General features: G+C 46.0%; 8 protein-coding genes. 3 read left to right on the forward strand and 5 right to left on the reverse strand.

The genetic code is table 11. The features are described from left to right. Window positions 1-35: 35 nt before the first annotated feature. Window positions 36-6,197, reverse strand: coding sequence for a phosphodiester glycosidase family protein (locus tag AC3WJJ_RS22110; protein WP_492543812.1), 6,162 nt, complete (start codon window positions 6,195-6,197; stop codon window positions 36-38). A 427-nt stretch (window positions 6,198-6,624) separates the two neighbouring features. Between AC3WJJ_RS22110 and AC3WJJ_RS22115 the strand changes: the two genes are divergently transcribed. Next, complete coding sequence (locus AC3WJJ_RS22115; protein WP_492543814.1) at window positions 6,625-7,530, forward strand: TIGR01777 family oxidoreductase; 906 nt, start codon at window positions 6,625-6,627, stop codon at window positions 7,528-7,530. Between the two features lie 74 nt (window positions 7,531-7,604). Here AC3WJJ_RS22115 and AC3WJJ_RS22120 read toward each other — a convergent pair whose 3' ends face one another. Both AC3WJJ_RS22120 and AC3WJJ_RS22125 read right to left on the reverse strand, forming a co-directional pair. Continuing rightward, on the reverse strand, window positions 7,605-8,087 hold the full coding sequence (locus AC3WJJ_RS22120) for a GyrI-like domain-containing protein (protein WP_492543816.1): 483 nt from the start codon (window positions 8,085-8,087) through the stop codon (window positions 7,605-7,607). Between the two features lie 65 nt (window positions 8,088-8,152). Continuing rightward, window positions 8,153-9,094, reverse strand: a complete 942-nt coding sequence (locus tag AC3WJJ_RS22125; RefSeq protein ID WP_492543818.1) for a helix-turn-helix transcriptional regulator — start codon at window positions 9,092-9,094, stop codon at window positions 8,153-8,155. Between the two features lie 180 nt (window positions 9,095-9,274). On the opposite strand from AC3WJJ_RS22125, the gene AC3WJJ_RS22130 reads away from it, so the two are divergent. Next, the gene (locus AC3WJJ_RS22130) at window positions 9,275-9,760 is read left to right on the forward strand and encodes a PH domain-containing protein (RefSeq protein WP_492543820.1); all 486 of its coding nucleotides are present in this window, start codon (window positions 9,275-9,277) and stop codon (window positions 9,758-9,760) included. Continuing rightward, window positions 9,753-11,438: a PH domain-containing protein gene (locus AC3WJJ_RS22135; protein WP_492543822.1), complete on the forward strand. Its 1,686-nt coding sequence runs from the start codon at window positions 9,753-9,755 to the stop codon at window positions 11,436-11,438. The genes AC3WJJ_RS22130 and AC3WJJ_RS22135 overlap by 8 nt, the downstream gene beginning before the upstream one ends. Window positions 11,439-11,509: 71 nt before the next feature. Here the strand turns inward: AC3WJJ_RS22135 and AC3WJJ_RS22140 are convergent, their stop codons facing one another. Together AC3WJJ_RS22140 and AC3WJJ_RS22145 are read right to left on the reverse strand one after the other, a co-directional pair. After that, window positions 11,510-12,151: a TVP38/TMEM64 family protein gene (locus AC3WJJ_RS22140; protein WP_492543824.1), complete on the reverse strand. Its 642-nt coding sequence runs from the start codon at window positions 12,149-12,151 to the stop codon at window positions 11,510-11,512. 213 nt (window positions 12,152-12,364) lie between these two features. Beyond that, window positions 12,365-16,102, reverse strand: a complete 3,738-nt coding sequence (locus AC3WJJ_RS22145; RefSeq protein ID WP_492543826.1) for a family 10 glycosylhydrolase — start codon at window positions 16,100-16,102, stop codon at window positions 12,365-12,367. Window positions 16,103-16,289 lie beyond the last annotated feature (187 nt).

Raw genomic sequence — 16,289 nt, forward strand, 5'->3', positions numbered from 1 at the left:
ACTCACTGGGTGGAGGCTGTTTTCATCGATTTAACTTACATCACATAACCGGGTAGTTTCTTCAGCAGGTTATAGATAACTTGGGCACTTTCCGCCCGTGTGGTTATCCCTTTCGGTTTGAATGTATCATCCGAGATTCCCTTCACTAGACCGAGGACGTATGCCGATTGAACAGCTTCTTGAACCCAGATCGGTGAGCCCTTTACATCCTTAAATTGAATTTCCTTCCCTAGCAGTCTTTGCTGTACCGCTACAGATTGATAAGCTCTTACAGCCATAGCGGCCATTTCTTGGCGTTTAATCACAGCGTTAGGAGAAAACTCCTTTGAGCTTACACCGTTAGCGATCCCCGCCTTCGCTGCAGCAGCTACGGCTCCTGCATACCATGCATCAGAAGCCACATCTTCAAAGTGTGAATTTCCTTCTAGCTGAAGACCTAGCACACGAACGAGCATAGCCGTGAACTCAGCTCTAGTTACTGCCTTGGCTGGCGCAAATTGATGATCGTTGATCCCTTTAATGAATTGCTTAGCTGACAGCTCTTGAATAACGTGAGAAGCCCAATGTCCTTCTGGTACATCTGTAAATTTCTTATTGAATTGAAGTGCAGCATACGTGCTGAAATGGTGAATTTCCGCGGTAAGCTTCGCTCCATTCCATGTACCACCAACGAATTCCAGACCTCCATCAGCTGCAATAGAATAGATTCCGATCAATTTTCGGTCCACAATACCCTTCACAGGGAGATGAATGGTAATCGGTTTGGAGAACGTTGAAAGCTCGGTGGTCTTACCGTCCTTTGTCGTAATACTTAAGCTAAAGGATAATAGATCACTTGCTGCACCAATCACAGCACCTGATTTATCTGCTGCTTCTGCTATCAAGCGAAGCGCATCTTCACCCGTTATTCTCTTCGCGCTAAGCCTAATTGTGCTTCCCTCTCGCTGATCAGCGGGAATTAGCTCACTCAGTGCACGAAGCACCTCTGCTGGAATAGCAAGGGACACGTTCCCTGCATTCACCGTTACTGGTATTGCCTTTAACAGTGATGCAGCGTTACCTGGCAATAACACCTCTTCCAATGACTCTTTCGTGGTAAGCACCACTTCACCTTTGGCTATCATAGCTGCAAGTTCAGAAGAACTTACTGTAATCTTGCCCGTAGCCTGAGGAGGCGGAACAGGTACAGTTGGCGGCTGGACTGGAGACGTTGTTCCCCCACCACCGCCGCTTCCGGGAATCTCTCCGCCTGTATTTCCTCCGCCATCCCCTGGATCTGGACCCGGTGTTCCCGAAGGTAAGACGGTCAGATCATAACTGGCGCTAAACTCCCCATAAGTTGCAGATATCACCGTTGTACCTTCTGACAGCGCTCTTATCAATCCTGCATCGTCAATGGATGCAATACTCTGTGCGCTGCTATCATACACAACACCTTCTAGCAGCCTTATACGAGTACCATCTTCATATACGGCCTCTGTCATGGTCTGATTCGTCTCTCCTACTTTAAGAGAAGACTTACCTTGCAGCTCCAGAGATTCGATCTCTCCCTCTGGAACTCGATCTACTGTGATCGTAGTCTCTGCATACAGCTCCGGTACTGCATTACTCGTAGCCCGGACAACAGCGGTACCAAGTCCTTTGGCCGTAACCATTCCTTCTGCAGAGATGGTAACCACTTCTTCAGGGTCAGAACTGTATACCGACCATGTGACTGTTTTATCCGCTGCATGATCTGGCTTAACCACCGCGGTTAATTCCTTGCTCTCACCGAGAGCTAGGATAACATCCTGCTGCTCAATTTCAATGGATTCGGGCTGAACGGTATTTTTGGATAAAGTAAATTCATCTACCACCCGTCCACTTACAGTCTTCGTTACCATTCTCAATTCATCACCCATCATTTCAACGGAAGCATACATCTGCGTTTGTTCTTCATCTATGACCTTCTGCCAATCTCTTGGGGTCAGGGAATAGAACTTGGAGCCTGATGATCCTGCAATCACATAGGTTGTCCCTTGACCATCTATTGAAACCTGCTTGTCTTTCATGGGATGAGTCCGTAAATACATATGATCATGCCCATTTAAGACAAGATCGACATTGTACTTCTCTAACACAGGTGCCCACAGATTTCTTACTTCCACCGTATCGTAAATACTTCCGTAAGGCCCGCGGTGGAACATCGCAATCTTCCACTTTTTCGTTGTCTTGGCCAGGTCTTGCTCTAACCAATCCTTCTGCTCCTCATACTGGTACTCGCTGTTTAGAACGATGAAATGAGCATCCTTGTAGTCGAATGAGAAGTTCGTTCCTTGTAGACTCGGCACACCATTACCAGGCTGATTAAAGTGTGCTAGGAAATCACTGTTCCCTTTAGTCCCCATGACTTCATGATTACCGATAGCTCCAATGAGTGTCGTATTTAAGAATGCATCCTGCGCTTCCCTGAACCATAAATTCCATTGATTCTCGTTAAACCCCTTATCCACCATATCTCCTGCCTGGTAGATAAACTCAGAATCCGGGTGTTCGCCTATCGCTTTGCGGACCGTATTACCCCAGAGCTTAAAGTCAGCTTCTGTACTCCCTTGCGAATCTGCAAAATACAAAAACTTCGTATGATCCCCTTCAACCTCTGCGGTCTTGAACGTCCCTTGAACGCTATAATGCTCATGTCCGTCACCTACACGGTAAATATAATCCGTTCCCGGCTTAAGTCCAATTGCCATTGCTTTATGCACCCGAATCGTACCGATATCCAGCGTTTGATAAAGACTATTCTCACCCTGGATACGTGTCACGTTCGGTCCATTAAAGTCTGTGAATTCAGATGCCTCTACCAGCTCAACCACCGACTGATCTACCCCCGGGTTCGTGTGCCACGTAAAACCTCTGGACTTCGTTGGCTCCTCACCCATACTTACATTAATATTGTAGGGTGTCTTCGTTCCGAACAGCTTCGATACCGTAAAGGGTACGATAGGACTGTAGAACGTTCCTTTTACAGCCTGCAATTTGTACGTCTTTACTGCCGAGGTAAGTGTATTGTCTTTCAGGATTCCATCCGAATTCGTTACACCAATGAGCTGACCGTCTGCCGTTATTTCTGCTCCTTCGAGCGGTGCTCCACTCTCATCCTTAACTTGAAAGATCGTTTCATAGCCTTCAACTTGGCCCTCTTCATTCCACTCTAGCGACAAATGCGTTCGGATTTCCGAGGTCTGAGGAAGCCCAAAGAACGGATAAGAGATATCCCCTGTGCTGACAAAAGAGATCGATCCAGACGTGAATTCAAACGTATGCGTTCCTACTGCATCTTTTTTCACACGGTATTGAATTTGTCCAATCGAGTCCTTGTCCGTCAAACCAGCTGTATGGATATCATTTAGCTTCAAAATCACACGGCCTGCTTGACTGTCAATTTCAGCCTGTAGCTGAGTTTCACTCAACTTCTCGCCACGAACAAGCTCTAGATTCTCCAGCTTAGCTGGATCATAAGCGAATTCAATCTCCCCGCTGCGGATATCCGATGGTTTTACAGCCGACAAATCTAACGTGTACGTACCACCCGCATAAATATCCTTCGGTGTGCTATATACAACCTTAGAAGAGCCAGTGTCTACGCTAAAGGTCCAGACTTTGATCGTCTGATTGCCAGAAAGGTCCTTAACGGAAACCTTCACCTGATGAACACCATCTGCTAACGGTGTTAAGGGTGTGTAGTGAATTTCTCCTTTAGGTGGGTACAGTGTATGCTCCACCAGCTTCCCATCCAGATAGAATCGGATCTTGTCTGGATCGATCAATGTTGTGCCTGGGTGCTTAATGGGATCGTAATCAGCATCTTCTGCTATTACTGAAATTCTGGGTTGGTTGCTGGGAATCGTTGTTTCATCTACAGGTGATAACTCCTTAAGCACAGGTGGATTCATATCATCCTGATTCGGACCATATAGTGCACGGATCTGGTCCACATAGAGAACACCCGCGTCCTTCTTCGCTGCCGAAGTCTCCATATATCGCACAGGCATGTCCATCGTCAGTGGCATAACGCGCCCTTTAGGAACGTCTGCCTCTAAGTACTTCCATCCTTCAAAGTCTACACCCGTACTCTCATCAACAAAATTAAGAGGAATCGCCCCCTTACTATCACGCATTTGCGCACGCAGCCAGTGCTTCTTCCCATCCCCATACACCCACATGCTTATTTTCTCGGGATAACCTGGAATGACAATGTTATTCGCCGCGCTCTTAGTCTGCAGATAAGCTCCCGAGGTTCCTGGCTTTCCAGTAAAATCATACTCAAGCTTCAATGAGTTATTACCGAAACGAACCAGATCTTCGTCATTCTCAATACTCACTCTAACGGAGTTGTATTGTGCACCTGCAATTTCTTGGTAAGCATCCAGGCCATTCTCAAAATCCTCTAGAATTACTGGAGCAAGACCAATGTTTACGTCTACAGACGCTTCAATGCCTTTGTAGCTTACAATGATCTTTCCATTCTTCTCCGTCTCATTCACTGCTGTGAATGTACCACGGTCATCGATCGTACCGATATCTCCCTCCGTTCGCCATTCCAACTGATTGTTATCAGCTTGGATAATCTGACCGCTACGTAAAGCTGTAACTTCCAGCGTTTCAGATTGTCCCGGAGCAAAGCTTTTGACCGTATCACCAAAACTTAATTCCGTCAGTTCATTCACAACTTCTATCGTTCCCGTTCCACTCAAACTGCCAGATACAGCCTTCACTTCCGCTATGCCTGCACCTGAACCAGCTGAGAATACGCCCGTTCCGTCGAACGTACCCAGATCTGGTGTAATACTCCACTCGACGTTACCCGATAAGCGTGCTGGATGCATATTACTATCTACTGCCCCCGCCTTAAATACCACTGTAGACCCTGCAAGCACCCGCTCCATTGGCGGCTTCACTACTAGCTTGTCCGCTGTCCCCTCAGGCGCTTTGTTGACTAGCAAAATACCATTGGCCGTCCTTCTCTCCCCACCATCAGACGGGGAATTCATCACTTTACGTGCGGTCTCCCCTGGCATTCTCGCAACAAAAGTCGCAGAGCCGCCACCATCCAGATTAAGAGCGTCGACAGCTCCCATCTCCTTCATAATCTGACTAAGTTCAGTCAAAGTCACGCCTTCACTGAAGCCAGGTTGACGTCCATCGATGACAAGCATAATTATAGAGCCATCCGCTTTTGTACCAATCGCTGTACGTGGATATACTGCCGGATCACCGCTAGGAACAATTTCCCCATTCGCAATTAACCGGGATTGCCCGCCGATGGCCATTTTAACGTCCTTCCACTCCGCTTCAAGCTCTAAAGATACCTTAATTTCATCACCAACTTTAAGCCCCGCTAAAATCTCGCGATGTTTGCCGGATGCAGATAAGATAACCTTACCCTCTGTAATTGGAGTATTGCCCTTGTCCTTATGTATCTCGTGTACTTTCAATTCCAAGGTTTGTCCACTTTTGACCTCGCCTGACAATATCTCAAGCACAACTTCATCCCCAAGAGCATTGGTTACGGTTGAAGTGTGAAATGAAGGGGTGTAGAGAACCAAGGCATCACTACTACGCAATCGGTTGATTGCGGTAAGGCTACTCTCTTTTCCACCGATGTTTATTGTTCGGGTTAGCTTCGGACTTGGGCCATATATCGTTGAACCATCTGCTCTCATACCAAAGGCAAGCCAATCATTTGGAGGGTTATTCAATAGTTCTCCATCGCCCATGAACAGACCGAGCGGTAAGCCATTGGACATATCGTAAAAGTCCCCGTTGATCGCTGCGATGATCCGATTGCCTTCTTGATCGGCATCCGATGCCATCTGGGATACTCCCTGCATACCATAAATTTTCCCGTCCGTCTTTCCTGGCTGAAGTTCGAGCACTTGTTCTTTCGGGTTAAACTCAACATAATGAAGCTTTTCCAATCCCCGATCCAGCTTCATGTTCTTCCATGTGTACGTCGCTCCCGGTCCAATCTCCATCTTCTGCTGATCTAGAATCACTCCGGTGTCTGAAGTCACTTGCTCTGCCATCACACGCTCTCCAGGTATCATAAGAGACAATAACATCACACCACTAAGTAAAGAAGATATCACTGATTTTCGCTTGCTTCCTGCCATTCCATCATGACCTCCATTTCTAGTTAAAAAACGAATTCTCATGCGGGTGGCCTCCATGACCAGTCACCCTTCCGGACAGTATATCGATACGTTGTAAACTCCACCCCCCGAATATGTTAATCTTTTGTTAATTGAAACGTTCGACCTCCCGAATAAAAATAAAGCGCTTACACAAGGTACTATATCGAACCTTAATCCTCGAATAAAGCATCAAATTGACCAGTTATAACTTAGATTTTTCAGGACTACAGCCCTTTCTCTATGACCTTTGAACCTGATTCCTTAAAAAGCTTGTCGAATACCCTCAGCTAGATCTAAAGATATGTAACATCGCCTACAACTCATGGTTAAAGAAGTAGTGTACATGTTAAAGAATAAGAAGTAACGCTGTAAGCTCACCTCCGTTTGATCTACACTAGACCATGCTCTATGATGTTCATATATGGATGAATCGTAAAGGAGATTTCTTATGAAGATTGCCATTTGTGGCGGTACCGGATTTATCGGTCAAGCGTTGTGCAAGCGTTGGGTGGCTGATGGCCATCATGTCATGATTGTCACTCGTAAGCAGCCTGATAGCCCTGCAAAGAATAAATCTGTTCAATATGTAACTTGGGATGATATGAAGTCGAGTCCCCAAGTTTTCGAAGGATTAGATGCACTTGTCAACCTAGCAGGTGCTTCGCTTAGTCAGCGTTGGACTGTCAAAGGTAAAGAAAGCATTCGCAATTCTAGGCAAAAGACCGTATCTGCCGTGGCCGATCTCATGCATACGCTTAATCAGAAACCTTCCGTCGTTATTCAAGCGTCAGCCATGGCCATTTACGGAACATCAGAGGATCTAACTTTTGATGAGCAGAGTCCTTCAAGAGTAATGGACTTTCCGTCCGAGGTCGTCTCGCAGTGGGAGGAAGCAGCGGATCGTATTGATGTGGAGCGCGTTGTTAAACTGCGGATCAGTGTAGTGCTGGGCAATGAGGGTGGGGCTTTTCCAAAAATGCTTCTCCCCTATAAACTAGGAATCGGCGGCAAAATAGGCAGCGGTCAGCAGTGGCTGTCTTGGATTCACATTGACGATATCGTAAGTCTTATCGATTTCTGTATCCAACATCCTGACATAAGTGGCCCTGTTAATGCAGCTTCACCGCATCCGGTTACGAATGATCAATTCGGTCGCACCGTTGCTAAAGTCTATCATCGTCCTCACTGGTTCCCTGTTCCGGCCTTTCTTCTTCAGAGTGTGCTCGGTGAACTCTCACTCATTCTACTGAAAGGACAGCGAATCATCCCAGCTAAGGCGTTAGAGCATGGATTCAAGTTTCAATATGCTGAGCTGCACAATGCATTGTCTGAACTTAAGAATAATACTCACTAAATATAGAAAAAGGAGCGAGTTTCCTGTAGATCAATCTACTTTTCGAAACAGCTCCTTTCTTTATTCCACTCTTATTATTTTACGGCCATATAAACCTTGACCATAGCATTCGATGGATCGAACCCAGCTACATCGTATAGTTCGAAGTCTCCTGTGTATGTTCTACTTTCGGAGCTATCGTGGAAGTACGACCAGATCTGCTTCCATAATTCCGGCACGACAGACTCGAAAGCTCCCCGCTGACTAGTAAATACAAGGTAGTCTGAGGCAGGAATATGCACCGTCTTCATGTTCTCCAGACTATTAAATGTATTTTCCCCATTCGTCTCACATCCGAGCAAGACGGTATATTCCCCATTCACATCACTCTCATATTCCGTATACAGACCGTAGATGTACTCAGACTTCAGTCCAGGCTGCTGCAATACTCCAAGCTGAAAAAAACGTTCCCATAAGCCTGAAATCTTCCCTTCTGGTCCCATTTCTGCCCGGTTGGATGTTCTTTCTGCGATCCCACGAATCTGTACCGCTGGTCTGCTAACACGTTCGATATTCATATGTCATCCTCTTTTCGTCTGGTTATGTTTCTAGTCTACCTTTGAAAAGTGGACACCTGTCTGTCTCAGTTCCTATAACGTCCCATAATTTGCTCAGCCCGGCGTACAACTTCCTGAGCCACATCGTCTGGACTCTCAACCTTTACTAGACCTCCGAAGCTTAGGATCATACCATAAAACCACTCATCCGGCTTCATCATGACCTCAATCTGAAAAGAACCGTCCGGTAACATCTTCACCTCATCTGGGTGAAACATATCTGCGATCCGCTGCCTTGCTGCAAGATCAAACGTAAGGATGAGAGCTACCTCGGAAGTTTCAGACCAAGATACATCCCACTGATAATGGTCAAGCACGGGGACTGTTACGGGATCAAATGTCTCTTGCGTCAGCTCCGCATGTTGAATACGAGATAAGCGAAACACTCTGAAATCTTTACGCATTGTACAGTATGCCTGCACATACCAAATGGAGCTCTTGAGGATTAGGGATACAGGCTCTATGATTCTACACAGGCTTGTCCCAGCCGAAGATATATATTCGATCTCCACGCGTCTTCTATCCTCAATCGCTTTTCTTAGAAGCTTCATTACATCTTTAATCCCGCTTCGTTGTCCCCAAGGATTCATATCCATAATCAATTGCTCTTCACGCTTATCACGCATGGAACCACGCTGCGCTTTCTGTAATAGGCTATTCACTTTCTGAAGTAACCCGTCTGTCTCCTTATCCTCAAGGGCTAGGTTGATCCCTTTCACTGCTGTAACTAACGCCCCCATCTCCTCGATCGAAAGCCAGTATCTATCGATCATAAACTGTTCCATAATCTCAAAACCGCCAGAGATTCCCTGATAAGCTACTACGGGAATCCCGGCTTGACTTAAGACATCCATATCCCGATAAATGGTTTTGCTAGAAACCTCAAATCGTTCTGATAATTCCTTCGCGCTAACCCGTCCACGATTCAGTAGAAGTACCGTAATCGCTAGCAAACGATCTATTTTCATAAACAACATCATGTCCTTCCGTTCTTCACTAGTCACTTTAATTATATATCTTAACTATAGCTAAACACTTACGAAAGATGTTAAGGACACCTGGTTATTCTCTTTCATCGTTACGTATCCATTCATGATAAAATATATAGAATCGCACGTTTTTCTTAATTACATAAGGGGGAGTACGAAATGAACGAACGGCTTGCTTCCATGCGCCGATGTCATACGGATTCAGTTAAGGCTTCAAGATTTACGGGTCTTGCGTTCAGTGCCATATTACTTGCAATTGACATCACTTATATCGTGATAGCCATTATAAACGATTGGACCCTTATCCCAGGCTGGATTGGGATAGGCTTGTTTCTAGTCACGTTGGTCTGGTTCACTTGGATCTTACCCGAACTTTCCTATAGAACGTTCGGCTTTAAAGTGTCCGAAGAGGAGTTAGAGATTCGCTCAGGCTTCATATGGTTATCTGACATCGTTGTTCCGATGACACGTGTCCAGCATGTCGAGTTAGAAAGAGGCCCGCTACTTCGGAAATATGGTCTTGCTGAGGTGAAAGTCGTAACGGCTGCTAAAACACATATCATCATGGCACTTGCATCAGATGAAGCGGAGCAACTAAAACAGCAGATTGGCGAGCTAGCGAAAGTGGTGGAGTACGATGAATGAACGAGAAGAGTTACATCAGCATAGGCTGTACATCCTGTTCCCTCTCGTAAGTACGATCAGGGGGCTCATCCCAGCCATCATCATCTTTGGCTTTAATCTATTCAATGGATCTCTAGAGCGTACGACATGGTACTGGATAATTACAGGAATAACCGCAGCCATATTATTACTGATTGGTTACGGGTGGCTGCAATGGAGACGGTTCGTGTACGTGCTAGAGGATCATAAGATTGTTATCCGTCGTGGTGTTTTTTTTCGAGAAGAACTTTCGATATACACTGGGCGAATACACTCCATGAACATGGAGCAACCACTCGTGCAGCGTATTCTTGGATTGACCCAAGTCAAGATAGATACGCCAGGTAAATCGGATGACGGGGGTAAGCTACCAGCCGTTTCTGGTGCGGAAGCAGAGCGGCTACAGCGCTGGCTTAGGGAACGTACAGCAGCTGGGTCGGCTCTATCAGAGCAGACCGAACCCCGTAACGTGGGCAGCATGGATACAGCGAAGCAACATTCAGAAACTGAAGAGTGCGTGTCTTCAGACCGAACCAACTTGAGAAGCCATAATGAAAAATTCGAGCACTTAACCAATGTTGAAAAGACACAGGGTTCCCTGCAGACTCGTGAAAGATACCTTACAAATGAAGCCAATGACACTCCGCTAACCGTAACTACGACGGAGGCATCTAGCGTACCCGAAGAGCGCACGGTACTATTGCAACTCTCTGCAGTCCGCCTCATGCTTGCAGCACTCACGTCACTCAATATATCGCTTGCCCTTGCTTTTATTGCTGGTGTATTCTCTTTAGCCGACGATATTCTGCCCGACAAGCTCTATTCGAGACTCTTTCAGGAGGCCGATCATATTCTTGCTGGGGGATGGATTACGGTCATCGCGCTCGCACTCATTCTGGCGTGGTTGTTATCAGCGGTACTCTATACGATTAAATATGCTGGATTTACAGTAGAGCGTGTTGGCAAACAGATTGCTGTGACGTGCGGTCTGCTTGACCGCAAGCAGATGTTTTTCTCTCCGCAGCGAGTTCAAGCTGTCTCTGTGAAAGAAGGGCTCCTGCGTCAACCCTTCGGTTTCAGTGAGGTTAAACTTCATGTCCTGACTTCCGAATCGGAGAAAAGTTTAATGCTGCACCCTATGATTCCAATGAAAGAAGTTGGAGCATTACTTGAACGAATCGTTCCTCAATACAGTGCGGATACGGTGGATACTCCACCTCCGCCTAGATCACTATGGTTGTACATGCGACTAGAGGCACTCATTAGTATCGCTGTATCGGCAGCGTGTATCTGGTATTTTAAAACGCCAGGGTTGTGGTCGCTACTCCTGGTTCCCGTCTCGCTCTTATGGGCAATTCTGACACATAAGGACGCAGGTATTCATCTTCAGGGTAAGCAGTTAACTATTCGGAACCGTAGGATCTCACGTACCACCAAATATATCCGGCGCCCACAAGTTATTAGTCTTAAGGTATCTGGTACTAGAATGCAAAGACGGAAGAATCTGCTCTCCTTTGAGGTAAACCTGATCTCAAGCCAGTATGACGGAAAAATGTTCTGTTTAGAGCAGTCTGCCGTAGAACGTATATGGAACTGGTATCGCCGCTCGAAAGGAACAAGCTCGAATACAATCAGCACAACAGAGGAGATTCCTAAGTAATCCAAATCCGGAATAACAAGAAAGGTGAACATGTCTTTGGACTGTTCACCTTTTTAATGCGTTCTGTATGGTTAGGCTGTATCTAAAGCAGCTTGCTGCAATAGCTGTTTTCTTTTCCAGTAACGATAGATCAACAACGTTAGGCTTATAAATACGCCATAGACACCCGTCGTCAATACAATATTGCGCGGCTCAGTCATGAGATGATCACCCACGACAGCGTAGAGGAGCATCGCAGGGATTTTGCCAAGTGCAGAGGCCAGTATGTATGATAAGAATGAAACTCGGCTTAGTGCCGAATACACATTGATTACGAAAGAGGGAATAAACGGAATGAATCTTGAAAAGAGGATCGTTAGAAATGCATTACTCTCAAATAAAGCGGTCACTTGTCCAAGACGGTTCTGCTGGTGAAGAAATCGATTCCCCCACTCCTGATAACCGTAACGTACGAACAAGAACATTATAATGGAAGCGGCTGTAGATCCGATCCAAGTTATGACTCCACCAAGGAGTGGTCCGAACGCCGCACCAATCATGCCGCCAACTAATGGATACGGAAAAACAGGAAATAAAGCCACCGTAATGGCGATCAGGATAACGAGCGGAATGGAATTTGAAGCCTCAACCCAACCTAGCATGTCCATTCCATAAACATAAATAAGATAACCAAATCCTGCATACAGCAGCATCAGCCCTAGCTTCTTGTACATATAGCACTCCTCTAGTAGTCGTTAGGCATTATGATGGTTGAAGGATCGTATGCCTTATCCTCCTCTCCGATTCTACCACTTCATTCACCAATAATCGAAACAACTTTGAAAAGATCTTACTCGGGAAGTTTACGAAGGTGAATGGAATGATAAAAAAAGGCCCCCGGAGAAATATCCCCGGGCACCTCTTATACCTACTTATAATTCCAAGTATTATTTAACACTCAACAGATTCCATATGATCGTCGCTGCTTGCGCACGATTAGCGATCCCTTTGGGAGTAAAAAGATCTGCACCAGTTCCATTAATAATGCCTTCTTTCGTGAGCAGTGCAACTGCAGACTTCGCGTACGAAGCGATCTTCTCCTTGTCTTTGAACTTCGAGAGGGCAGCCTCTAAGTTGTCTGGCATATTCATGTTCACTAGTTTCAAAGCGTTAGCACTCATCACTGCCATTTCTTCACGTGTAATCGGACGATTCGGCTCAAACTTGCGGCTACTCATCCCTTGGGCTAATCCTGCCTTTAGCGCTGCAGCCACGGTGTCATAATACCAATCAGATGCTGTAACATCCTTCATTGATGCAGGCACACTTCCTCCTGTTAATTTAAAAGCCCGGACTAGCATAGCGGCAAATTCGGCACGCGTTACCGGCTTCATCGGCTGGAAGTTGTCATTCCCCACACCCTTCACAATCCCAATAGCCGCTAAGCCTTCAATCGCTTCCTTCGCCCAAGAAGCTACTTGCTTTAGATCTTTAAACATCGGCGGTGCGGGCGGATTCACTGGTGGCTTTACGGGAGGTGTAGGAGTTACCGGCGGCGTCACCACAGGTGGTGTTACCGGTGGCACTACAGGTGCCCCAGGCGTACCTGGTGATACTGGTGGACCTGGGTCTGTAGGTGGGACAATACCTTTTTTGAAGAGAATCGTTGCGGATTCACTTGCACCACTTTCGTTATGCAGCCGGTCTACGGCGGTAACAACATAAGTGTATGTCTTATTCTCAACCGCGGTTAGATCAACGTAACTTTGAACTGCCGCACTGTTCGGTTTGCGGAATGTCGTCAGTATGTGCTCTGGATTCTGGAGATCAAAAGACTTCTCACCGTCAAAACGGTAAATAACATAATATGTTTCATCGCCTTTGGAAGCCCAGCTCAGCTTAACACCATGTTGTCCGTTCACAGCTGCCAAACCAGCTGGAGCCGCTGGTGCTATATCATCAAGCCATGGCATGGTCGGGACCAAGGCCTGCGTACGATACAAATCATGACGAAGACGATCTGAGAAATTCAGCGGATTGTCTGCAAACCACTTCGCACTGAAGTACATACTTCCAGCAACCTCTTCAAAGCTCCGGTTGTATTTAACTTGGCTCGGCATTTCCTCTGGATCGAGCCAGCTGTCCACGGTATTAATCCGATAAACAGCCTGACCGCTATACAGTTGAACATTCTTACCAGCCGTAACATGACTCCACCACTCGATGAGCTTATCGTAAGCTGCTGGGGAATAACCTCTATACCAATAAATTTGAGGGGTAATATAATCAATCCACTCTTCATCCACCCACTTCTTTGAATCTGCATAGATAGCTTCATAGCTGCTGAGTCCATTCGTTTCTGACCCATCAGGTGCGCTCACACTTTTATTCTTCCAAATGCCAAATGGACTGATGCCAAATTTCACATAACTTTTCTCTGCTTTGATTGCTTCACTCACAGTTTTTACGAACTGGTTCACATTATTTCTACGCCAATCGGACTTGTTCGTGAAACCTGATCCATACTCTAGGTAGGTATCCTGATCTGGGAAGTCTACTCCCGTTGCTGGATATGGATAGAAGTAATCGTCGAAATGAACGGCATCAATATCATAATTCTTCACCACTTCCATCACGCTATCCAGAATAAACTGCTGTGCAGCCGGAATTCCAGGATTAAAGAGCAGCTTGCCACCATAAGACTCTACCCAGTCCGGATGCTGTCTTGCTGGATGATTCTCGGTCAGCTTGTTAATATCGCTCTGCATACTGATACGATAAGGGTTAAACCAAGCATGGAATTCCATATTCCGCTTATGGGTTTCCTCAATCAGAAACTCAAGTGGATTGTATCCAGGGTCCTTCCCCTGCGTACCTGTTAACCACTCCGACCATGGACCGTACTCTGAAGGATAAAAGGCGTCAGCTGTTGGTTTAACCTGCATAATAACAGCATTCATGCCTACAGACTGCAGCTGATCCAGCAGATCAATATACTGCTGCTTCTGTGCTGCCGGGTTCGCTCCCTTAACAGGCCAATCGATGTTCTCCACCGTAGCAATCCATGCTGCTCTCATCTCTGATTTTGGCATGGCTACTGGCTGGCTCACGGTAACATAGAGGGAGCCTGTTTTACCGCCGTGTGTCGCCGTTAATCTTGTGCCTCCAACCTTCAACCCGATCACCTTTCCATTCTCATCTATGGATGCTACTTCTGGGTTGCTGCTGGCATACTTCACATCTTCCGTCAGCTCTACGGGATCTTCCAGCCAGGAATATAACCCTATGGTGATCGTTTCAAAAGAGTCTCCCACGCTTATGCCCGATATACCGCGTAATTCAACACTTTGTAGAACAGGCACCGGCTTCTTTATCGTGATCGTATGCTCAGCGGAAACCCCTTTATAAATCACTGTGATCATAGCCGATCCTGGCGATATGGCCGTAAGCAATCCATCATCACTCACACTGACGATATCAGGATGACTGCTATTGAACGTCATTCCATCTGCAAGTGGAAGTGGGTGATCATATTCGCTATATACGGCATGTGCCTTTATTTTTCCAGCAACACTGGTTTCTAGATCTTCAGGTCCTGATAAGAGCAGCTGCTGAGGTGCTATCTCTTCATCCGTTACCTTTAAGTTAAATGTTGCAGGTGGTGCATCATCATATTGCGCTGTAATGATAGCCTCACCTGGAGCTAAAGCCTGTAAGGTATCATATGTAGTCCCTGTCACACTGATAACGCTTTCATTGTTACTTGTAAGTTGCACTCCACCCATAACCTGTGCAGGTTCTGTCATATTCGCAGAAGTCTCATATATTACAGGACGCTGAGATTCCCCCGTCTTCATCGGGGTTAGTCCAGTGATGTCCAGCGTATACACTTTAGAGTTACTGTAGAGGGCAGTCAACCGGTCAAAATAGAGCGCTCCACTGTTCTTGTTCGTTTCCTTCGTTTCTGCCACATAAATTTGTGATAGCTTTACAGGGGCAGATAAAGTTGAAGGAATATTAACCGTGATGTATTTCCAGCCCTTCCAGCTCAGTCCTGTTGATGATGTGAAATCCACCGTTTCTTTTTTACCATCAGCCCCCAGGACCACACCTCTCAACCAGTGATTTCCCCCATCTCCATAAACCCACAATCCCAAGCTCTTCGGGCTCCCAGGAATTGTTCTCCCTACAGATCCATCTCGATCTTTAAAGTTAAGATATGCTGCGGAAGTGTCCTTGGGGAAATTCCTAAAATCATAAGTGAGCTTAACAGCATGATATCCATAAGGAATCGTTACAGGTCTGTCTACAAGACCCAGCTCAGCTGTAGCCCGAGCTACAGAGACTTGCAGATCATTAAGATTCTCGAACTCCTCAACGATTAAGGACGAAGGATTCACTGCTTGCAAATCACTCGAAACCTCTGTCAGATCCATTATGTCAGGATGAATCTCTGTTAAGCCATCTGTGGAATCCTCCACCGATGAACCAGAGTTGTTACCTCCTTCAACATTTTCCGTAGAGGAATCGGTCGGGACATCCGCCCTAACTTCAGCCAGAGACTCTGCTGAAACTTTAGGGATTATACTACCGAAGCTTGACAGCGGCATACCCACCGTCATAACCAAGACCATCATCCAGCAAAATAGCGTTCTACGTCGCCGAGCTTCCCGATTACGAATCATTCACAAATTCACTCCCTATAAAATAAATGAGACTACCTTATTGCAGGACCTTCTTGACCTGACGAAATAAAGAAGATTCTCTCACCTCCATTTAGGTTTTTGTGAATCTCAAGAAGCTGATTACTAGATGTATACTTATCATATTGAAATTTTATTTCAATTTTCAATAGTTTTTTAAAATTTTATT

It is taken from the genome of Paenibacillus sp. FW507-14B1B, from assembly GCF_058781425.1.

What these genes read in the sequence shown, in the direction of transcription:
- AC3WJJ_RS22110 (WP_492543812.1), bottom strand. Translation starts at nt 6,197, where the DNA reads ATGAGAATTCGTTTTTTAACTAGAAATGGAGGTCATGATGGAATGGCA.
- AC3WJJ_RS22115 (WP_492543814.1), top strand. Translation starts at nt 6,625, where the DNA reads ATGAAGATTGCCATTTGTGGCGGTACCGGATTTATCGGTCAAGCGTTG.
- AC3WJJ_RS22120 (WP_492543816.1), bottom strand. Translation starts at nt 8,087, where the DNA reads ATGAATATCGAACGTGTTAGCAGACCAGCGGTACAGATTCGTGGGATC.
- AC3WJJ_RS22125 (WP_492543818.1), bottom strand. Translation starts at nt 9,094, where the DNA reads ATGAAAATAGATCGTTTGCTAGCGATTACGGTACTTCTACTGAATCGT.
- AC3WJJ_RS22130 (WP_492543820.1), top strand. Translation starts at nt 9,275, where the DNA reads ATGAACGAACGGCTTGCTTCCATGCGCCGATGTCATACGGATTCAGTT.
- AC3WJJ_RS22135 (WP_492543822.1), top strand. Translation starts at nt 9,753, where the DNA reads ATGAATGAACGAGAAGAGTTACATCAGCATAGGCTGTACATCCTGTTC.
- AC3WJJ_RS22140 (WP_492543824.1), bottom strand. Translation starts at nt 12,151, where the DNA reads ATGTACAAGAAGCTAGGGCTGATGCTGCTGTATGCAGGATTTGGTTAT.
- AC3WJJ_RS22145 (WP_492543826.1), bottom strand. Translation starts at nt 16,102, where the DNA reads ATGATTCGTAATCGGGAAGCTCGGCGACGTAGAACGCTATTTTGCTGG.